Annotated in this window: 19 protein-coding genes; 12 read left to right on the forward strand and 7 right to left on the reverse strand. The window is 66.8% G+C overall.

Annotated elements, in window-relative coordinates; all coding sequences use genetic code 11:
• Together AB4Y99_RS11840 and AB4Y99_RS11845 are read left to right on the forward strand one after the other, a co-directional pair.
• The coding region (locus AB4Y99_RS11840) for an amino acid ABC transporter permease (RefSeq protein ID WP_441523453.1) at nucleotides 1-465 on the forward strand (465 nt) is incomplete at its 5' end.
• Nucleotides 446-1177, forward strand: coding sequence for an amino acid ABC transporter ATP-binding protein (locus AB4Y99_RS11845; RefSeq protein WP_038366686.1), 732 nt, complete (start codon nucleotides 446-448; stop codon nucleotides 1175-1177). The genes AB4Y99_RS11840 and AB4Y99_RS11845, both read left to right, overlap by 20 nt.
• Before the next feature lie 19 nt (nucleotides 1178-1196).
• Here AB4Y99_RS11845 and AB4Y99_RS11850 read toward each other — a convergent pair whose 3' ends face one another.
• A complete protein-coding gene (locus AB4Y99_RS11850) occupies nucleotides 1197-1580 on the reverse strand; it encodes a nuclear transport factor 2 family protein (protein WP_441523454.1) in 384 nt (127 codons plus the stop codon).
• Nucleotides 1581-1696: 116 nt separating this feature from the next.
• On the opposite strand from AB4Y99_RS11850, the gene AB4Y99_RS11855 reads away from it, so the two are divergent.
• Complete coding sequence (locus AB4Y99_RS11855) at nucleotides 1697-3067, forward strand: aminotransferase-like domain-containing protein (protein WP_441523455.1); 1371 nt, start codon at nucleotides 1697-1699, stop codon at nucleotides 3065-3067.
• 18 nt (nucleotides 3068-3085) lie between these two features.
• Here AB4Y99_RS11855 and AB4Y99_RS11860 read toward each other — a convergent pair whose 3' ends face one another.
• From AB4Y99_RS11860 to AB4Y99_RS11880, 5 genes are all read right to left on the reverse strand, one after another.
• Nucleotides 3086-3490 carry a DUF983 domain-containing protein gene (locus AB4Y99_RS11860; RefSeq protein WP_038366678.1) on the reverse strand — a complete coding sequence of 135 codons (405 nt, stop codon included), beginning with the start codon at nucleotides 3488-3490 and terminating at the stop codon, nucleotides 3086-3088.
• A 121-nt stretch (nucleotides 3491-3611) separates the two neighbouring features.
• Nucleotides 3612-5009, reverse strand: coding sequence for a dihydrolipoyl dehydrogenase (gene lpdA, locus AB4Y99_RS11865; RefSeq protein ID WP_441523456.1), 1398 nt, complete (start codon nucleotides 5007-5009; stop codon nucleotides 3612-3614).
• A 10-nt stretch (nucleotides 5010-5019) separates the two neighbouring features.
• On the reverse strand, nucleotides 5020-6324 hold the full coding sequence (locus tag AB4Y99_RS11870) for a dihydrolipoamide acetyltransferase family protein (protein ID WP_441523457.1): 1305 nt from the start codon (nucleotides 6322-6324) through the stop codon (nucleotides 5020-5022).
• The gene (locus tag AB4Y99_RS11875) at nucleotides 6324-7340 is read right to left on the reverse strand and encodes an alpha-ketoacid dehydrogenase subunit beta (protein ID WP_441523458.1); all 1017 of its coding nucleotides are present in this window, start codon (nucleotides 7338-7340) and stop codon (nucleotides 6324-6326) included. Before AB4Y99_RS11875 ends, AB4Y99_RS11870 begins: the two co-directional genes overlap by 1 nt.
• 4 nt (nucleotides 7341-7344) lie before the next feature.
• Entirely contained in the window at nucleotides 7345-8604 is a 1260-nt protein-coding gene (locus tag AB4Y99_RS11880) for a 3-methyl-2-oxobutanoate dehydrogenase (2-methylpropanoyl-transferring) subunit alpha (protein ID WP_441523459.1), read from the reverse strand.
• Between the two features lie 227 nt (nucleotides 8605-8831).
• Here AB4Y99_RS11880 and AB4Y99_RS11885 point away from each other — a divergent pair, with 227 nt between their 5' ends.
• Nucleotides 8832-9329: an Lrp/AsnC family transcriptional regulator gene (locus tag AB4Y99_RS11885; protein ID WP_441523460.1), complete on the forward strand. Its 498-nt coding sequence runs from the start codon at nucleotides 8832-8834 to the stop codon at nucleotides 9327-9329.
• A gap of 203 nt (nucleotides 9330-9532) precedes the next feature.
• On the opposite strand, the gene AB4Y99_RS11890 is transcribed toward AB4Y99_RS11885, so the two are convergent.
• Nucleotides 9533-10564, reverse strand: coding sequence for an LLM class flavin-dependent oxidoreductase (locus AB4Y99_RS11890; RefSeq protein ID WP_441523461.1), 1032 nt, complete (start codon nucleotides 10562-10564; stop codon nucleotides 9533-9535).
• 209 nt (nucleotides 10565-10773) lie between these two features.
• On the opposite strand from AB4Y99_RS11890, the gene AB4Y99_RS11895 reads away from it, so the two are divergent.
• From AB4Y99_RS11895 to AB4Y99_RS11930, 8 genes are all read left to right on the forward strand, one after another.
• Nucleotides 10774-11688 carry a LysR family transcriptional regulator gene (locus tag AB4Y99_RS11895; RefSeq protein ID WP_441523462.1) on the forward strand — a complete coding sequence of 305 codons (915 nt, stop codon included), beginning with the start codon at nucleotides 10774-10776 and terminating at the stop codon, nucleotides 11686-11688.
• Between the two features lie 227 nt (nucleotides 11689-11915).
• Complete coding sequence (locus tag AB4Y99_RS11900) at nucleotides 11916-12392, forward strand: NAD(P)H-dependent oxidoreductase subunit E (protein ID WP_441523463.1); 477 nt, start codon at nucleotides 11916-11918, stop codon at nucleotides 12390-12392.
• Nucleotides 12389-13954: a formate dehydrogenase beta subunit gene (locus tag AB4Y99_RS11905; protein ID WP_441523464.1), complete on the forward strand. Its 1566-nt coding sequence runs from the start codon at nucleotides 12389-12391 to the stop codon at nucleotides 13952-13954. Before AB4Y99_RS11900 ends, AB4Y99_RS11905 begins: the two co-directional genes overlap by 4 nt.
• A 10-nt stretch (nucleotides 13955-13964) precedes the next feature.
• Entirely contained in the window at nucleotides 13965-16847 is a 2883-nt protein-coding gene (fdhF, locus tag AB4Y99_RS11910) for a formate dehydrogenase subunit alpha (protein WP_441523465.1), read from the forward strand.
• The gene (gene fdhD, locus AB4Y99_RS11915; RefSeq protein ID WP_441523466.1) at nucleotides 16834-17676 is read left to right on the forward strand and encodes a formate dehydrogenase accessory sulfurtransferase FdhD; all 843 of its coding nucleotides are present in this window, start codon (nucleotides 16834-16836) and stop codon (nucleotides 17674-17676) included. Before fdhF ends, fdhD begins: the two co-directional genes overlap by 14 nt.
• Nucleotides 17673-17930 (forward strand): formate dehydrogenase subunit delta, encoded by a 258-nt coding sequence (locus tag AB4Y99_RS11920; protein WP_441523467.1) that lies wholly within the window; start codon nucleotides 17673-17675, stop codon nucleotides 17928-17930. Before fdhD ends, AB4Y99_RS11920 begins: the two co-directional genes overlap by 4 nt.
• Nucleotides 17931-18025: 95 nt before the next feature.
• Entirely contained in the window at nucleotides 18026-19684 is a 1659-nt protein-coding gene (locus AB4Y99_RS11925; RefSeq protein ID WP_441523468.1) for an OFA family MFS transporter, read from the forward strand.
• A 177-nt stretch (nucleotides 19685-19861) separates the two neighbouring features.
• Nucleotides 19862-20293: an OsmC family protein gene (locus AB4Y99_RS11930; RefSeq protein ID WP_441523469.1), complete on the forward strand. Its 432-nt coding sequence runs from the start codon at nucleotides 19862-19864 to the stop codon at nucleotides 20291-20293.
• Nucleotides 20294-20327: the final 34 nt, after the last annotated feature.

Below are 20327 nucleotides of genomic sequence, written 5' to 3' on the forward strand. Positions count from 1 at the left end.
GTGCTGATGGTGCTGTTCATGAGCTATTACGGGCTCTCGGCGCTCGGCATCGAACTGCCGCCCTTCCTCGCGGCCTCCGCCTCGCTGTCGATCTATGTCTCGGCCTATCTCGCCGAGATCTGGCGCGGATCGATCGAATCCGTGCCGCGCCAGCAATGGGAGGCCTCGGCCTCGCTGGCGCATACGACGGCGCAGACCTACCGCCATGTCATCCTGCCGCAGGCGGTCCGGATCTCGCTGCCACCGACGGTCGGCTTCCTCGTCCAGCTCGTGAAGAACACCTCGATCGTCCAGGTCGTCGGCTTCGTCGACCTGATGCGCGCCGGCATGCTGGTCAACAACGCGACCTATCAGGCCTTCCAGATCTTCAGCCTGGTCGCGCTGATCTATTTCGCGATCTGCTTCCCACTGTCCCGGCTCAGCCGCCATCTCGAAAAGGTGATGAATGCCAGCCGTTCTCATTGAAGACATCCACAAGCGCTTCGGCTCGCTGGAGGTGCTGAAGGGCGTCTCGCTCAGCGTCGAGGCCGGCCAGGTGGTCGCCATCATCGGGCGCTCCGGCTCGGGCAAGTCGACGCTGCTGCGCTGCATCAACGGGCTCGAGAGCTTCCATGCCGGCAAGATCGAGGTCGCCGGGCACCTGACGACACAGGATCCGAAGAAGCTGCGCGAATTGCGCAAGGATGTCGGCATCGTCTTCCAGAGCTACAATCTGTTCCCGCACCTCACGGTGGGACAGAACATCATGCTTTCGCCGCGCATCACCAAGGACGTGCCGCAGGCGGAAGCGCTGGCGCTGGCCAAGGAGGTGCTGGCGCAGGTCGGCTTGTCCGAGAAGTTCGACAGCTATCCGGACAATCTCTCCGGCGGCCAGCAGCAGCGCGTCGCCATCGCCCGCTCGCTGGCGATGAAGCCGAAGGTGATGCTGTTCGACGAAGTCACCTCGGCGCTCGACCCGGAACTGACCGGCGAGGTGCTGCTCGTCATGGAGAAGCTCGCCAAGGGCGGCATGACCATGCTGCTCGTGACCCACGAGATGAACTTCGCCCGCACGGTCGCGAACACCACCGTGTTCATGCATCAGGGCAAGATCTGGGAGCAGGGTCCGTCGAAGGAGCTCTTCGCCAACCCGCAGACGCCGGAGCTCAAGGCCTTCGTCAGCGCCGGCGCGCATTGAGCCTCGGCGGCCACGCCCGTCATGGCACCGGCTCGACCGGCCTCCAGGCCGTGGCCGTATCGTAGAAGAAGCGCTCTTCGACGATGCGGTCGCCGCGCCAGCGCTGGATCGCAAGCTCGTCGAGCCGGCGCGTGACACCGTCCTTGCCCGTCGCGTCAAAGGTCCAGTGGACGACCACCCGGTCGCCATCGACCAGCACGGCGCGCGGCGGATGGGTGTGCATGCGCTCAAGGCGCGCGAGCGCCCGCGCCTCATGCTCCATCAGCAGATCCCGGCCGCGCCGTGGCTCGGCCATGTTCTCCTGCATGGAAGCGTCTTCCCAGTAGAAATCGCGGATCGCCGCGACATGATCGCCTCTGACAACGGCCGCGATGAAATCCTCGACACGCGAACGCTCGGGCATAGCTCTTCTCCAGAGAGAGGCCCTCGTTCTCGCAAGGGCGGAGGCACTGGCTTGTCAGCAGCGACTGCGCTATCGACGCATACAATAGCAAGAATGTATGGCATGAAGGATCAGCCATGGTGCAAGCCGCGACAATGCCGGCATGGCTCGGTGAGCTAGACCCCGCTGCCGGCCCGCGCTACCTGCAAATCGTCGGGCTGATCGAGCGTGCTGTCTCGGATGGACGCCTGCGGCCCGGTGACCGGTTGCCGCCTCAGCGGAAACTGGCCGAACTCCTCGAGGTCGACCTCACCACCGTGACCCGCGCCTTCGGCGAGGCGCGCGAGCGCGGGCTGCTCGATGCGGTGACGGGGCGCGGCTCCTTCATCTCGACCCGGCAGGAAGAGGCCGGCCCGCCGCTCGACCTGAGCATGACGATCCCGCCCGCGCCGAAAGGCGTGCGGCTGGGCGAGATGATGGAACGCGGCATCGCCGAGTTGCTGGCGCGCAGCAACGCCGACCAGTTGATGAACTACCATGCCGGGGGCGGCTCGCTGGCGGAGCGGGCGGCCGGCGCGGCCTGGCTTGCGCCTTTGATGGGTGCCCTGCCGCCGCAAAGGATCGTGGTGGCACCCGGCGCCCAGACCGCACTCACCGCCCTGTTCCAGATGCTCGCCGCCCCCGGCGACACCGTCCTGATGGAACCGCTCGCCTATCCCGGCCAGATCGACGCGGCCCGCCGGCGCGGCCTCGCCATTGCACCGGTGGCGGAGGACGGCGATGGCCCCTTGCCGCAGGCGCTGGAGGAAGCCGCCCGCCGTTCCGGTGCCCGGCTGTTCTGCCTGACGCCGACGCTGCACAACCCGACCTGCCGGACTGTTCCACTCGGACGGCGGCAGGAGATCGCAGCCATGGCGCGCAAGCTCGACCTCACCCTGATCGAGGACGACCCCTACAGCCTGCTTGCGGGTGATGCACCGCCGCCCCTCGCCGTGCTGGCCCCGAAGCGGACATGGCATGTCGCGACCTTGTCGAAGGTGCTCACCCCCGGCCTGCGCACTGCCTTCGTCGTGCTGCCCGACGGCATTGAGGGCGATGGGCTTGTTGCTGCGTTGCGGGCCGCCGCGCTGATGCCGGCTCCCTTGATGACGGCTCTCGCCGCCCACTGGATCAGGATCGGTGCCGCGCGGGATTTGCTCGACGGCGTGCGCCGCGAGGCGGCCGAGCGGCAGGCGCTGGCGCGTGCGATCCTGCCCGCTTCGATGCAAGCGCATCCGCATGCGCTGCATCTCTGGCAGCCGCTGCCACCGCATCGGGACCGGCACCGGCTGATCGAGAGCGCGCGTCAGGCAGGGCTCGGCGTGATGGCCTCGGATGCGTTCGCGACAGGCGAACAGGTGCCGGACGCGATCCGGGTCGCGCTCGGAGCCGTGCCCGAGCGCGCGCGCCTTGCCGAGGCGCTGCGCCTGCTCGCCGGAATCATCGCCGGGGAACGCGCGCCGGCCTGAGCCGAGCCAATGGCCGGGTCAGGCGGCGGGGCTGTCCTTCGGCGTGGCGGGAGCCGCGAGGCGCCCTTCCTCGGCCTTGTGGAAGAACTGCGAGGCGACGAGCCAGCCCTTCAAGGGCTGCAAGGGCGGGATGCAGGTCAGCAGGATCAACGGCAGCGTCGTGACGAGATGCACCCAGGTCGGCGGGTTGTAGTTCAATTCCAGCCAGAGCGGGAAAGCCGCCGCGGGGATGCAGACGAACATCATCACGAAGAAGGCCGGGCCATCCGCCGGGTCGGCGAAGGAATAGTCGAGGCCGCAGACCTCGCATTTCGGCTTCAGCTTCAGGAAGCTCTCGAACATCTTGCCCTGCCCACAGCGCGGGCAGCGGCCGCGCAGGCCGGTCTGGAGCGGAGAGAGTGGCGGCCAATGCTCGCCGGACATGGAATGTCTCCTCGGGACGGCGCCGTTCGCTCGGCGTCGCCCCTCAGATCATCCTCGATGCAGACAATGTCAAGATTGTATGCATCTTAGCCGGTGACCTGCGCGGATCGGTCGCGGCTCCTCAAATGTGCAGGGCGTGGCCGAGCGCCTTCATCGCGGCTTCCGGGAAGGCCTCGCCCAGCGTCGGATGAGCATAGATCGTGCCGGCGATATCCTGCAGGGTCGCACCCATTTCGATGGCCAGCCCGAAGGCGGCCGAGAGTTCCGAGACGCCCTGCCCCACCGCCTGGATGCCGAGCACGAGATCGCTGCCGGCCTGCGCCACCACGCGCACGAAGCCGACCTCGGCATGGCGGGTCATGGCGCGGCCATTGGCGGCGAAGGGGAACTGGCCGATCTTGAGCTCGTGGCCGGCGCGCTTGGCTTCATCAGGCGAGAGGCCGACCGAGACAATCTCGGGATCGGTGAAGCAGATCGCCGCAATGCCGCGCTTGTCCCAGGCACGCGGCAATCCGGCGACGATCTCCGCCACCATCTCGCCCTGCGCCATGGCGCGATGCGCCAGCATCGGCTCGCCGGTGACGTCGCCGATGGCATAGATGCCGCGCATCGCCGTCTCGCAACGCTCGCCGATGCGGATGAAGCGGCCATCCATGTCGAGCACGAGGTTTTCAAGGCCGAGACCATCGGTCACCGGCTTGCGGCCGACCGTGACCAGAATCTTGTCGGCCGGCAGCGCGCGCTCCTTGCCATCTGCCGTCTCGATGCGCAGGCCGTCGCCTTTGGGCGTGGGCCCGAGCGCCTTGGCGCCGGTGAGCACCTCGACGCCGAGCGCGGTCAGGCGCTTGGAGATGGGGCCGGTCAATTCCGCATCGTAGAGCGGCAGGATCTTGTCCTGCGCTTCCACCACGGTGACCTTGGCCCCGAGCTTGGCGAAGGCTGTGCCCAGCTCCAGCCCGATATAGCCGCCGCCGACGACGACGAGGCGCTTCGGCACCTCCGTCAGCGCCAGCGCGCCGGTCGAGGAGATCACATTCCCACCGAAGGGCAGGAAGGGCAGCTCCACCGGGGCGGAGCCGGTGGCGATGACGATGGCCTCGGCCTGAATCGTCTTCGGGCCGGTCTCGGTCTCGACGACCACGGTCTTGCCGTCGCGGAAGCGGGCCTTGCCGTGGACGATCTTGACCTTGGCCTTGCGCAGCAGGCCGGCGACGCCGTTGTTGAGGCGCTGGACGATGCCGTCCTTCCAGGCCACCGCCTGCTTCAGGTCGAGCTTCGGCTCGGCCGCGGTCAGGCCGAAGGGCGTCTTGCCGGCCGCTGCTTCCGCCGCCTTCTCGAACTCCTCGGCGACATGGATCATCGCCTTGGAAGGAATGCAGCCGACATTGAGGCAGGAGCCGCCGAGCTTGGTGCTCTCGACAATGACGGTGTCGATGCCGAGCTGACCGGCACGGATGGCGCAGACATAGCCGCCGGGGCCGGCGCCGATGACGAGGAGCTTGCAGGTGATTTCGGTCATGGCGTGCTCCTCATAGATCCACGAAGAGCGTGGCCGGGTTCTCCAGCAGTTCCTTCAGCCGCTGCACGAAGACGGCGGCGTCCCAGCCATCGATGACGCGATGGTCGAAGCTGGAGGAGAGGTTCATCATCTTGCGTGGCACGAAGGTGGTGCCGTCCCAGACCGGGCGCACGACCATCTTGTTGACGCCGACGATCGCGACCTCCGGATAGTTGATCACCGGCGTGGTCGCGATGCCGCCGAGCGCGCCCAGCGAGGTGATGGTGATGGTCGAGCCGGTCAGCTCGTCGCGGGTCGCGGTGCCCTGCCGGCCGCGCTCGGCGAGACGATTAAGCTCGATGCCGCAGCCCCAGAGATCGCGCGCCTCGGCATGTTTCACCACCGGCACGATCAGGCCGGTCGGCGTCTGCGTGGCGATGCCGATATTGATCGCGGCATGCTGGCGCACGATCCCGGCATCGTCGTCATAGAGCGCGTTCAGCGCCGGCTGCTCGACCAGCGCCTTGACCATGGCGCGCATCAGGAAGGGTAAAAGCGTCAGCTTCGGCCGCTCCGGCGTCGGCTTCTTGTTCAGCGTCGCGCGCAAATCCTCCAGCGGCGAGACATTGACCTCTTCGACGATGGTGATGTGCGGGATGCGCGATTTCGACAGCGCCATCTTCTCGGCGATGCGGCGGCGCAGGCCGACGACCTTCACCTCGGTGACGGCGCTCTGCTCGACGAGCCCGCCGCCGCGCGCCGGCTCCGGGCCGCGCAGCAAGAAGGCGTCGATATCCTGATGGGTGACGCGGCCGGCGGGGCCGGTGCCCTGGACCTGGCGCAGATCGACCCCGGCCTCGCGCGCCTTCAGGCGCACGGCCGGCGAAGCCAGCGGCTTCTCGCCCGGCGCGCGGCGCTGGATGGGGGCTGCGTCGGCACGCAGGAGCTTGGGAGCCGGCGGAGGCGGTGCCGTCGGCTTGGCGGGAGCAACCGGAGCGGCAGGCTTCTCCGCCTTGGGCGCCGGAGCGGCTGCAACAGGTGCCGGCTTCTCGGCAGGCGCTTCCTCGGCAGGCTCTTCAGCCACACCGCCCGCCCCCGCAACCTTCAGCTTCACGATGGCCGAGCCGATCGCGACGGTGTCGCCGACCTCGGCGCCGACCCAGGTGACCTCGCCCTCGACCGGCGAGGGAATCTCGACCGTCGCCTTGTCGGTCATCACGGCGGCGAGCAGGTCGTCCTCGCGGACGATGTCGCCGACCTTGACGTGCCACTCGACGAGTTCCGCCTCGGCGATGCCTTCGCCGACATCCGGCAGCTTGATGATGCGCTCGGCCATCAGCGTGCCTCCATGATATCGAGCAGCGCCTGTCCGAGGCGGGCGGGACCGGGGAAATAGTCCCATTCCTGCGCATGCGGATAGGGCGTATCCCAGCCGGTAACGCGCATGACCGGCGCCTCCAGATGGTAGAAGCAGTGTTCCTGCACGAGTGCCGCAAGCTCGCCGCCAAACCCGGAAGTGAGCGTCGCCTCGTGCAGCACGATGCAACGGCCGGTCTTCTGGACCGAGGCGATGATTGCCTCGAGATCGAGCGGGACGAGGGTGCGCAGGTCGATGACCTCGGCATCGATGCCGGTATCCTCGGCGGCCGCCAGCGCGACATGGACCATGGTGCCATAGGCGAGGATGGTGACGGCGGAGCCTTCGCGACGCGTCACCGCCTTGCCGAGCGGCACGGTGTAATGACCTTCCGGCACCTCGGCGAGCTCATGCTTCGACCAGGCCGTGACCGGCCTGTCGTGATGGCCATCGAAGGGGCCGTTATAGAGCCGCTTCGGCTCGAGGAAGATCACCGGGTCAGGGTCCTCGATCGCGGCGATCAGGAGGCCCTTGGCGTCATAGGGGTTGGACGGAACGATCGTCTTCAGGCCGGAGACATGGGTGAAGAGCGCTTCCGGGCTCTGGCTATGGGTCTGGCCGCCGAAGATGCCGCCGCCGGTCGGCATGCGGATCACCATCGGGCAGGTGAAGTCGCCGGCCGAACGGTAGCGCAGCCGAGCCGCTTCCGAGACGATCTGGTCATAGGCCGGGTACATGTAGTCGGCGAACTGGATCTCGACGCAGGGTTTCAGGCCATAGGCCGCCATGCCGATCGCGGTGCCGACGATACCGGCCTCGCTGATCGGCGCGTCGAAGCAGCGCGACACCCCGTATTTCTGCTGCAGCCCGTGGGTGCAGCGGAAGACGCCGCCGAAGAAGCCGACATCCTCGCCGAAGACCACGACATCGTCGTCACGGCCCATGGAGACGTCCATGGCGGAGCGGATCGCCTCGATCATCGTCATGCGTGCCATCGAGTCAGACTCCGATCTGCTGGCGCTGGCGGCGCAGATGCGGCGGCAGCTCGGCATAGACGTCCTCGAAAATGTCGCGCGCCGAAGGCTTGCCGCCGGAATGCAGGGTACCGAAGCTCTCGGCCTCCTTTTGCGCCGCGATGACAGTGGCGAGGATTTCTGCTTCCGCCTGCTTGTGGCGTTCCTCGGACCAGGCACCGACCGCGATCAAATGCTGCTTCAAGCGGATCAGCGGGTCGCCCAAGGGCCAATCGTCGGATTCGTGCTTGGGGCGGTAGGCGGAGGGGTCGTCCGAGGTGGAATGGGCACCGGCGCGATAGGTGACGTATTCGACCAGCGTGGGACCCAGATTGCGGCGGGCGCGCTCGACCGCCCATTGCGCGACCGCATAGACGGCGAGGTAGTCGTTGCCGTCGACGCGGAGCGCCGGGATGCCGAAGCCGAGCCCCCTTGCGGCGAAGGTGCCGGAGCCACCGCGCGCGATGCCCTGGAAGGTCGAGATCGCCCACTGGTTGTTGACGACGTTGAGGACGACGGGGGCCTTGTAGGTCGAGGCGAAGACGAGCGCGGCGTGGAAATCCGATTCCGCGGTCGAGCCGTCGCCGATCCAGGCGGCGGCAATGCGGGTGTCGTTCTTGATCGCCGAGGCCATCGCCCAGCCCACCGCCTGGACATATTGCGTCGCGAGATTGCCGGAGATCGAGAAGAAGCCGTGCTCCTTGGAGGAGTACATCACCGGCAATTGCCGGCCCTTCATCGGGTCGCGCTCGTTCGAGTAGATCTGGCACATCATGTCGACGAGCGGATAGTCGTGGGCGATCAGCAGGCCGGCCTGGCGATAGGTCGGAAAGTTCATGTCGCCGGGCTGGAGCGCGATGCGGAAGGCGCAAGACACCGCCTCCTCGCCGGTGTGCTGCATGTAGAACGAGGTCTTGCCCTGGCGCTGGGCCATCTGCATGCGCGCATCGAAGGTGCGCAGCGTCATCATGTGGCGCAGGCCGCGGATCAGATCGTCATGCGAGAGATCGGGCACCCAGGGACCGACCGCCTCGCCCTCGCGGTTGAGCACGCGGATGATCGAATAGGCGAGGTCGCGGATATCCTTGGGGTCGACATCGACCGGCGGGCGCGCCACGGAGCCGGCCTTGGGGATCACGACATGGGAGAAGTCCGGTTTCTCGCCCGGGCGACTCGCCGGTTTGGGGACATGGAACTGCAGTGGCTGGGTTACTGCCGGCGCCTGGCCTGCCTTGTCGCTGCTCATGAGCGCCTCCATCCCTGTCGCCGCCAGCATTCCGCCTTTGCCGGCGTCCGGCAAGGCGTTCCGTCAACGGCGCTGCCATGCCCTGCGACCGCAGCCGCTGGCAATCGTTCCCCTTGCAACCAACGCTAGCTCCACCGCCCCGGAGGTTCCTTCCGAATTTGCCGGCATCCCGGAAGCGTGGCAGAAGATCATTCTGACTTGTAGCCAAAACCCAGAACGATCACCCGATGAATAAAAAGAGCCAGAAGAGTCCTGCTCTCGATCCGATCGATCGCAAGATTCTTGCTGCATTGCGGGAAGACGGACGATTGACCACCCAGGCCCTGGCCGAAAAGGTCGGCCTCTCGCCCTCGCCCTGCTGGACGCGGGTGAAGCGGCTGGAGGAGGCCGGCGTCATCGAGAAATACGTCGCCCTGCTCGACCATCAGGCCCTCGGCTACAACAATGTCGTCTTCGTCGAGATCACGCTCGACAAGCATGACGACAAGGTGCTCGACCAGTTCGCCGAGGCGCTGGTGAAGGCGCCGGAGGTGGTCGAGGCGCATCTSGTCACCGGCGAATACGACTATCTCGYCAAGGTCGTGGTCAGCGGCACCGACCAYTACGAGCGCTTCCTGCGCGGCACGATCTACCGCATTCCGGGGGTCAGGCAGACGCGGACGACCTTCGGGTTGCGGGCCCTGAAACGGACGCTGTCGGTCGATCCGCTGAAGGTGGTGGGGTGAGCGGTGTCGTCGATGACAGACGCGGGAAACCCCTCTCCCGGATGGGAGAGGGGCAGGGGTGAGGGCCTGCCGCTGATCGTTAAAAACGGGGCAGTGCCGTTGTGCCCTCAGTGCTGAGGACGAGCCCTCATCCGGCCCTCCGGGCCACCTTTTCCCTCCGGGAGAAGGAAAAAGCGTCGCGGTACCAGAGTCTGACTGGCACCTTACGCCAACATCTCCCGCACCAGCGGCACGACCTTCTCGCCATAGAGCCGGATGCACTCCATCGCCTTCTCATGCGCCAGCGGGCCGGCGCTGTACTTCAGCTGGAAGCGGGCGATGCCCAGCCCCTTGGCCGCCGTGGCGATCTTGCGGGCCACTGTCTCGGGCGAGCCGAGATAGAGCGAGCCGCGCGCGACCTCCTGCTCGAACTCGTCACGGCCCATCGGCGGCCAGCCGCGCTCGGCGCCGATGCGGTCGCGCATCTGCTTGTAGGCCGGGAAGAACTCCTCCTTGGCCTGCTCGTCGGTCGCAGCGACATAGCCCGGCGAATGCACGCCGACGGGCTTCGCCGGCTTGCCGATCTGGCCATAGGCGCGATGGTACAAGTCCACGAACGGCTTGAAGCGCAGCGGGTCCCCGCCGATGATGGCGAGCATCAGCGGCAGATCATAGCGCACCGCGCGCACCACCGATTCCGGGCTGCCACCGACGCCGATCCAGGTCTTGAGCGGGCCGTTTTCGACCGGCGGATAGACCAGCTGGTCCTTGAGCGGCGGCCGGATCGAGCCCTGCCAGGTCAACGGCTCCTGCGGCAGCAGGCCGGCGAAGAGATCGAGCTTCTCCTCGAACAGCTTTTCGTAATCGCGCAGGTCGAGCCCGAAGAGCGGGAAGGACTCGGTGAAGGAGCCGCGGCCCAGGATGACCTCGGCGCGCCCGTTCGAGAGCGCATCGACCGTCGCGAAACGCTGGAAGACGCGGATCGGATCGTCCGAGCTCAGCACGGTGACAGCCGAGCCCAGCTTGATGCGGCTGGTGCGCGTGGCCATGCCGGCCAGCACCGTCTCCGGCGAGGAGACCGCGAAATCGGCCCGGTGATGCTCGCCGACGCCGATGAAATCGATGCCGATCTCGTCGGCCAGGACGGCTTCGTCGACGAGATTGCGGATCACCTGCGCATGCGGCAGCGGCTTGCCGTCCGCCCCGTTGGTGACGTCGCCGAAGGTGTCGAGTCCGAATTCCAGTTCCTGTGCCATGATCATCCCGAGGCCGCGACGCGGCCCTTTGCCTGCCGGCCATCCCGGCTCCCCGCAGTTAGGGTCGGGGTTGCTGCAGCGCAATTCTCGAGGCGTTGCCCTCACAGCAACAGCCTGTTTGCAGGGCTGCAACCGCCCCGCTTGCAACCGGCCGCCGCTATGCCGATGCTCTGCCGCGCGGCGGCATGCGTCGCATCCGAAGCGACCTCATGATCATTCGCCAACTGGTCTATCTCGACGCGCTTGCGCGCGAAAAACATTTCCGCCGCGCAGCCGAGGCCTGCCATGTCTCGCAGCCGACGCTCTCGGCCGCGATCGTGCAGCTCGAAGAGGAGCTCGGCGTGATGATCGTCGAGCGCGGGCGGCGCTTCCAGGGCTTCACCAAGGAGGGCGAGGTCGTGCTCGCCCATGCCMGSCGCATCCTGGCMGAGGCCGASSTGMTGAAGGAWTCGATCGCGGAGCTGCGTGAAGGCGTCTCCGGCCGGATCAGGCTCGGCGCGATCCCGACAGCCTTGCCGATGATTGCCCATATCACCGCGCCCTTCTCGGAGCGCTATCCGGCGGTGTCTCTCACCGTGCTGTCGCTGACCTCGCAGGAGATCCAACAGGGCATCGACAATTTCGAGCTCGATGTCGGGCTGACCTATCTCGACAACGAGCCGCTCGACCGGGTGATCTCGAAGCCGATCTACCAGGAATCCTATGTGCTGCTGACGCGCGAGGACGGGCCGTTCGGCGCGCGCGACACGATCACCTGGGCGGAAGCGGCCGAGCAGAAACTCTGCCTGCTCACAGGCGACATGCAGAACCGGCGCATCATCGACGGCATCTTCCGCTCGGTCGGAACGGCGCCACGGCCGTCCATCGAGACCAACTCGATCTTCAACCTCTGCTCGCATGCCGGTATCCAGGGCGTCGCCAGCATCGTCTCGCTGCAATTGCTGGAGTTCTTCGGCGTGCCGCTCGGGACGAAAGCGCTGTCGCTGGTCGAGCCGGAGGCGCAGCGTACGATCGGGCTCATCGTCGCGGACCGGCAGCCGGTGGCCCCGCTCGCGCGCAACCTCCTGATGATGACGAAGCCGGTCACCGATGCCGGGCTGCCGCGCCGCCCCATCATTCGATAGTCTTCGCCTATCGTCTTAGAAGCAGCGCAGCATTGTGCAGCGCAGAATGGCGCATCCAGAGAATTTTCGAAGCCTACCAAACTCGCAGCATGATAGACGCGCGCCCATATCGCATATTTTGATAGCTAAAAACTATCATACATTCGAAAGAAACGATTTGAAATCATTCCAATTTCAACCACCCTCCCCATAACGAGCGCCCGGCGAACCGGGCCTATGGAGGAAAGATGGCGGCTTATCCGGCCTGGGATCAGGACAGCGCACGCATGATCGTGGCGGGGCTGGCGCATCTGGAAGGCGCCACGCTGCCGATGCTGCACGCCCTTCAGGACGAGTTCGGCTATGTCGATCCGCAGGCCGTGCCGCTGATCGCGGAGGCGCTTAACCTGTCGCGCGCCGAGGTCCATGGCGCGATCTCCTTCTATCACGACTTCAAGACCGCCCCGCAGCCGGCCCGGGTCATCAAGCTCTGCCGGGCCGAGGCCTGCCAGGCTTTGGGCTGCGAGAGCGTGGTCGATGAGCTTTCCCGCACCCATGGCATCGCGGTCGACGACCACCATGCCGGCGACGCCATTGTCGAAACGGTGTATTGTCTCGGCAATTGCGCGCTCGGGCCCTCGGCCCTGGTCGATGGCGAACTGATCGGGCGCGTCGATGCCGCCCGCATCGCCGGGCTCTGCCAGCACGGAAAGGCGCATTCATGAGCGCCAACCCGGTCCGCATCTTCGTTCCCATCGACGCCGCCGCCCTGTCGGTCGGCGCGGAAGCCGTCGCGCAGTCTATCGCCAGCGAAGCGACGACTCGCGGGCTTTCCGTCGAGATCGTCCGCAACGGCTCGCGCGGGATGCTCTGGCTGGAGCCGATGGTCGAGGTCGAGACGAACGAGGGACGCATCGCCTACGGGCCGGTCGCGGCCAGGGATGTCGCATCGCTGTTCGATGCCGGCTTCGTCTCGGGCGGCGCTCACGCCTTGCGCCTCGGCAAGACCGAGCAGCTCGACTGGATGAAGCGCCAGCAGCGCCTCACTTTCGAGCGCGTCGGCGTCATCGATCCGCTTTCCATCGCCGAATACCGCGCCCATGGCGGCTTCAAGGGGCTGGAGAAGGCGATGGCACTCACCGGCGGCGAGATCGTCGAGGCGGTGAAGGCCTCCGGCCTGCGCGGACGCGGCGGCGCCGGCTTCCCGACCGGCATCAAGTGGAAGACCGTCCACGACGCCAGGGCGGAGCAGAAATACATCGTCTGCAATGCCGACGAGGGCGATAGCGGCACCTTTGCCGACCGCATGCTGTTCGAGGGCGACCCCTATCTCGTGATCGAGGGCATGACGATCGCTGCGATCGCGGTCGGGGCGACGCGCGGCTATATCTATCTTCGCTCGGAATATCCGCACGCTCATCGCATGCTCCAGCGCGCGATTCTGAAGGCCGAAGCCGCCGGACTGATCGGCGCCTCGATTCTGGGCTCGGAACACGCCTTCCATCTGGAAGTGCGGCTCGGCGCCGGCGCCTATATCTGCGGCGAGGAGACCTCGCTGCTGGAAAGCCTCGAAGGCAAGCGCGCCATCGTCCGGGCCAAGCCCCCGCTACCGGCGTTGCAGGGCCTGTTCGGCAAGCCGACCGTCGTCAACAACGTGCTCTCCTTCGCCGCCGTGCCGTGGATCCTCGACCATGGCGCGCAGGCCTATGCGGATTACGGCATGGGCCGCTCGCGCGGCACGCTGCCGGTGCAGCTCGGCGGCAATGTCAGGCGCGGCGGGCTGATCGAACTCGCCTTCGGCATCAGCTTGCGCGAGATCATCGAGGATATGGGCGGCGGCACGCTGTCCGGCCGGCCGATCCGGGCCGTGCAGGTCGGCGGGCCGCTCGGTGCCTATCTCACGGCCGGGCAGCTCGACGTGCAGATGGACTACGAGGCGCTCGCAGCGATGCGGGCGATGCTCGGCCATGGCGGCATCGTCGTGTTCGACGACAGCGTGGACATGGCCAGGCAGGCCCGCTTCGCCTTCGAATTCTGCGCCAAGGAAAGCTGCGGCAAGTGCACGCCCTGCCGCATCGGCGCGACGCGCGGGGTCGAGACGATGGACCGCATCATCGCCGGCACTGAGGTTCCCAAGAACATCGCCGTGCTGCGCGATCTCTCGAAGCTGATGACCGACGCCTCGCTCTGCGCCATGGGCGGCCTGACCCCCATGCCGGTGCTGAGCGCGCTCAACCATTTCCCTGAGGATTTCGACCGTCCTCCGCTGCCCCTGGCGGCCGAGTGAGGAGGCCACGATGAGCCTGATCAAGGAAATCGACTACGGCACGCCGATCCGGCTCTCCGAGAAGACGGTGACGCTGACCATCGACGGCCAGAGCGTCACGGTCCCTGCGGGCACCTCGGTGATGGCCGCCGCCATGAGCCTCGGCACCAAGATCCCGAAGCTCTGCGCCACCGACTCGCTCGAACCCTTCGGCTCCTGCCGGCTCTGCCTCGTCGAGATCGAGGGCCGGCGTGGCACGCCCGCCTCCTGCACCACGCCGGCCGAGGATGGCATGGTCGTCCGCACCCAGTCGGAGAACCTCTCCGGGCTGCGCAAGGGGGTGATGGAGCTCTATATCTCCGACCATCCGCTGGACTGCCTGACCTGTTCCGCCAATGGCGATTGCGAATTGCAGGACATGGCCGGCGCGGTCGGCCTGCGCGAAGTCCGCTACGGCTATGATGGCGAGAACCACGTCTTCGCCAAGGGCAAGGACGGCGCGGTCAACGAGAACTGGCTCGCGAAGGACACCTCGAATCCGTACTTCACCTACGACCCGTCGAAATGCATCGTCTGCAATCGCTGCGTGCGCGCTTGCGAGGAGGTGCAGGGCACCTTTGCGCTGACGATCACCGGACGCGGCTTCGACTCACGGGTCGCGGCGGGGCCGACCGACTTCCTGGGCTCGGAATGCGTTTCCTGCGGTGCCTGCGTGCAGGCCTGCCCGACGGCGACGCTGATGGAAAACAAGGTCATCGAGCACGGCCAGCCCGAGCATTCGGTGGTGACGACCTGCGCCTATTGCGGCGTCGGCTGCTCTTTCAAGGCTGAGATGCAGGGCGACCGCGTCATCCGCATGGTGCCCTACAAGGACGGCAAGGCGAACGAGGGCCATTCCTGCGTCAAGGGCCGCTTCGCCTGGGGCTATGCGACCCATACCGACCGCATGACCAAGCCGATGATCCGGGCGAAGATCACCGACCCGTGGCGCGAAGTCTCCTGGGAAGAGGCGATCAATTACGCGGCCTCCGAGTTCAAGCGCATCCAGGCGAAGTATGGCCGTGAATCGGTCGGCGCCATCACCTCGTCGCGCTGCACCAACGAGGAGGTCTTCCTCGTCCAGAAGCTGGTGCGCGCCGCCTTCCGCAACAACAATGTCGATACCTGCGCCCGCGTCTGCCACTCGCCGACCGGCTATGGCCTGCGAACGACGCTCGGCACCTCGGCCGGCACGCAGGACTTCAAGTCCGTCGCCAAATCCGACGTCATCCTGGTCATCGGCGCGAACCCGACCGACGGACACCCGGTCTTCGCCTCGCGCATGAAGAAGCGCATCCGCCAGGGCGCCCGCCTGATCGTCGCCGATCCCCGCCGGATCGACATGGTGCAGTCGCCGCATGTGAAGGCGGACTACCACCTGCCGCTGCGCCCCGGCACCAATGTCGCGCTGCTCAATGCGCTGAGCCATGTCGTCGTGACCGAGGGGCTGATCGACGAGGCCTATGTCCGCGAGCGCTGCGATCTCGGCGATTTCGAGCATTGGGCCCGCTTCGTCGCCCGCGAGGAGAATTCGCCGGAAGCGAGCGAGACCTATACCGGCGTGCCGGCAGCCGATGTCCGGGCCGCGGCACGGCTCTATGCCACCGGGGGCAATGGCGCGATCTATTACGGGCTCGGCGTCACCGAGCACAGCCAGGGYTCRACCACSGTSATGGCGATGGCGAACCTCGCCATGGCGACCGGCAATATCGGGCGCGACGGCGTCGGCATCAATCCGCTGCGCGGCCAGAACAATGTCCAGGGCTCCTGCGACATGGGCTCCTTCCCGCACGAATTTTCGGGCTATCGCCACGTCTCCGACGATTCGACCCGGCAGGTCTTCGAGATGCTCTGGGGCGTGCCGCTCGATCCCGAGCAGGGCCTGCGCATCAACAACATGCTGGACGAGGCCGTCGGGGGCACCTTCAAGGGCCTCTATGTCCAGGGCGAGGACATCGCCCAGTCGGACCCGAACACCAAGCATGTCACGGCGGGCCTCGCCTCGATGGAATGCGTCGTCATCCAGGACATCTTCCTGAACGAGACGGCGAAATACGCCCATGTCTTCCTGCCCGGCGCCTCCTTCCTGGAGAAGGACGGCACCTTCACCAATGCCGAGCGCCGCATCAACCGCGTGCGGCAGGTGATGGCGCCGCTCGCCGGCAAGGACGAGTGGCAGGTCACGATCGATCTGGCCCGCGCGCTGGGCTATGAGATGGCCTATGGCCATCCCAGCGAGATCATGGACGAGATCGCGCGGTTGACGCCGAGCTTCGCCGGCGTCTCCTACGACAAGCTCGACAAGCTCGGCTCGGTGCAGTGGCCCTGCAACGACAAGGCGCCGACCGGCACGCCCCTGATGCATGTCGATCGCTTCGTGCGCGGCAAGGGCAAGTTCATGATCACCGAATACGTCCCGACCGACGAGCGGACGGGGCCGCGCTTCCCGCTGCTGCTCACGACGGGCCGCATCCTCTCGCAATACAATGTCGGCGCGCAGACCCGGCGCACCGAGAACGGCGCCTGGCATGACGAGGACGTGCTGGAGATCCACCCCTTCGATGCCGAGAGCCGCGGCATCCGCGACGGCGACCTTGTCGCGCTGGCCAGCCGCTCGGGCGATATCGCGCTCCGGGCCGTGATCTCCGAGCGGATGCAGCCGGGCGTGGTCTATACGACCTTCCACCATGCCAAGACCGGCGCCAACGTCATCACCACCGACTATTCGGACTGGGCGACGAACTGCCCGGAATACAAGGTCACCGCCGTCGACGTCCGGCGCACAAACGCTTATTCCGCCTGGCAGGAGAAGAATTTCGAAGAGGACGTGACCTTGCGCCGGATCGCGGAGCGCCTGCCCGATGCCGCGGAGTAACCCGCCCGCCCAGCCGCCGGCCTCGGCCGCCGTCACGGCCCGGCCGCTGCGTTTCGGCGCAGCGCAGGAGGATGCACGCGAGATCGAGGTCGCCGTCGAGACGCCCATCAACATCGTCTACGGCAACATGCCCTATGCGGTGATGATGGCGAGCCCGTCGGATCTCGAGGATTTCGTCACCGGATTCAGCCTGACCGAGGGCATCGTGCGTGGCGCGGACGAGATCCGCAGCATCACGGTCGAGCCGAAGGACGAGGGCGTGATCGTCACGGTCGAGCTCGCGCCGGGCCGCTTCCGCGAGCATCTGGCGCGGCGGCGCAATCTCTCGGGCCGGACATCCTGCGGGCTCTGCGGCGTCGAGACCATCGAGGAAATTCCGATGGCCGACGCCGCGACGCGGGCTTCACGCGCCGTATCTGCCGCGGCGATCGAGGCCGCGCTTACGGCGCTCGACAAGCACCAGCCGCTGAACCAGCTCACCCGCGCGGTCCATGGCGCCGCCTGGTGCGATGCCGCCGGCGCGATCCTGGCAGTGCGTGAGGATGTCGGCCGCCACAACGCCCTCGACAAGCTGATCGGCGCGCGGCTCCGGGCCGGGGCCGATGCCCACGAGGGCTTCCTGCTCGTCACCAGCCGCGCCTCCTTCGAGATGGTCGAGAAGGCCGCGATCTTCGGCGCGGGAACGCTGGTCGCGATCTCCGCGCCGACCTCGCTCGCGATCGAGCGTGCGAAACATCTGGGCCTGACAGTTGCGGCGGTCGCCCGGCGCGATGGCTGCATCGTCTTCACCGGTGCGCTCGCGCCGGAACCCGAGGCCATCGCCCGATGACGGAGGCCGGCCTGACCACCGATCACCACGCCGAAAACGTCGAGAAGCTCCGGCGCATGGCCGGGCAGATCGCCGATTTCTTCAAGGCCTATCCTGAGGCGGAGGCGGCCGCCTCCGTCGCCGACCATATCAACCAGTTCTGGACCGGACGCATGCGCGGCGACTTCCTCGCCGCCTTCGCCGACCGGCCGGAGGACCTCACGCCCCTGCTGCGGCATGCCCTGTCGCGGATCAGGCCGGGGCGCGGAGGTTAGCAGCCAGACGCCGGTCCTGCCGGCGACAAGAGATGACAACGAGCCGGGACCCTACCTGGCCCGAACGGCGAAGCCATGGGGAAAGGAACCGGGGAATGAGTGTCGCAGAGGATATCGGACAGATCGGGGGCGGCATCGGCCTGCTCGACCGTGAAAGGACCATCGCCAAGGCCGGCTTCAACCGCTGGCTGGTGCCGCCGGCTGCGCTTTGCATCCATCTGTGCATCGGCATGGCCTATGGCTTCTCGGTGTTCTGGCTGCCGCTGAGCCAGGCGATCGGCATCACCAAGCCCGTCGCCTGCGCCGCGGATGTCGGCCTGATCGGCTCGCTGTTCACCACCGCCTGCGACTGGAAGGTCGCCGATCTCGGCTGGATGTACACGCTGTTCTTCGTGCTGCTCGGCTCCTCGGCCGCGATTTGGGGCGGCTGGCTGGAGCGCGTCGGCCCGCGCAAGGCGGCCTTCGTCTCGACCTTGTGCTGGTGCGGCGGCCTTCTGGTCTCAGCGCTCGGCGTCTACACGCACCAGCTCTGGCTGATGTGGCTCGGCTCCGGCGTGATCGGCGGCATCGGGCTCGGCCTCGGCTATATCTCGCCGGTCTCGACCTTGGTGAAATGGTTCCCGGACCGGCGCGGCATGGCCACCGGCATGGCGATCATGGGCTTCGGCGGCGGTGCGATGATCGGCTCGCCGCTCGCGGACATGCTGATGAACACCTTCAAGACCCCGGCCTCGGTCGGCGTCTGGCAGACCTTCGTCGCGATGGCCGCGATCTATTTCGTCTTCATGATGGCCGGCACCTTCGGCTACCGCGTGCCGCCGGCGAACTGGCGCCCGGAGGGCTGGACGCCCCCGGCGACGCAGAACGCGATGATCACCTCCGGCCATGTCCATCTCCAGAACGCGCACAAGACGCCGCAGTTCTGGCTGATCTGGGCGGTGCTCTGCCTCAACGTCTCCGCCGGCATCGGCGTGCTCGGCATGGCCTCGCCGATGCTGCAGGAGATATTCGCGGGCTCGCTGATCGGCAAGCCGGAGATCGGCTTTGCCGCCCTCGACGCCGGGCAGAAGACGCAGATCGCCACGATCGCGGCCGCCTTCGTCGGCCTGCTCTCGCTGTTCAACATCGCCGGGCGCTTCTTCTGGGCCTCGCTCTCGGACAAGCTCGGCCGCAAATTGACCTATGCCACCTTCTTCGGGCTGGGCATCCTGCTCTACGCGCTCTCGCCCTGGGCGGCGCATGCCGGSTCGCTGGCGCTSTTCGTCGGCTTCTTCTGYATCATCCTGTCGATGTATGGCGGCGGCTTCGCGACGGTGCCGGCCTATCTCGCCGACATGTTCGGCACGCAGTTCGTCGGCGCCATCCATGGCCGGCTGCTGACGGCCTGGTCGACCGCCGGTATCATCGGCCCTGTCGTGGTGAACTATATCCGCGAGGCGCAGATCAATGCCGGCGTGCCGCGCGCCCAGGTCTATGACCGCACCATGTACATCCTTGCGGGCATGCTGGTGCTCGGCTTCCTCTGCAACCTGCTGATCCGCCCGGTCGCGGCGAAGTGGTTCATGAAGGATGCCGAGGTCGCGGCGCTGCAGGCCCGCACGGCCAATGCCAATGCGACCGCGCATTACGGCTCCTACGGCATCGGCAAGGGCGGTGTTGACGGCACGGCCCTGCTCGCCTGGGCCGTCGTCGGCCTGCCGATCGCCTGGGGCGTCTGGATCACGCTGTCGAAGTCGCTGGCGCTGTTCCGCTAGGCGGAGTTCGCCGGAGCCATGACGCCAAGCCCGCATCGGCAGACCGGTGCGGGCTTCGCCGTTCCCGGCTCGTCGTCATCTGTCCCGACAATGAACCTGCTACGCTCTCGCCCGTTGTGGAGAGGCGGCCTCCCCGGATGCCGCCATCCAGCTTCGATCACGAGAGGAGACAGCGTCATGGCGATCAACAAGACCGGCTCGGCCCATTGGGAAGGCGGCATCAAGGACGGCAAGGGCGCGATCTCGACGCAGACAGGCTCGCTCAAGGACTATCCTTACGGCTTCGCCAGCCGCTTCGAGGGCAAGCCCGGCAGCAACCCGGAAGAATTGCTCGGCGCGGCGCATGCCGCCTGCTTCACCATGGCGCTGTCGCTGATCCTCGGCGAAGCCAAGCTGACCGCCGAGGCGCTCGATACCACGGCGCAGGTGACGCTCGACAAGCTCGACGACGGCTACGCCATCACCACGATCCATCTCACCCTCAAGGGCAAGGTGCCCGGCACCGACCAGGCGACCTTCCAGTCACTGGCCGACAAGGCCAAGGCCGGTTGTCCGGTCTCGAAGCTGTTCAAGGCGCCGATCACGCTCGAGGCGACGTTGGTAGGTTGAGTTTCCGGCTGCAACGTCATGCTCGCCCTTGTGG

Source organism: Allobosea sp. TAB14 (genome assembly GCF_052113865.1).
Taxonomy (GTDB): Bacteria; Pseudomonadota; Alphaproteobacteria; order Rhizobiales; family Beijerinckiaceae; genus Allobosea; species Allobosea spartocytisi.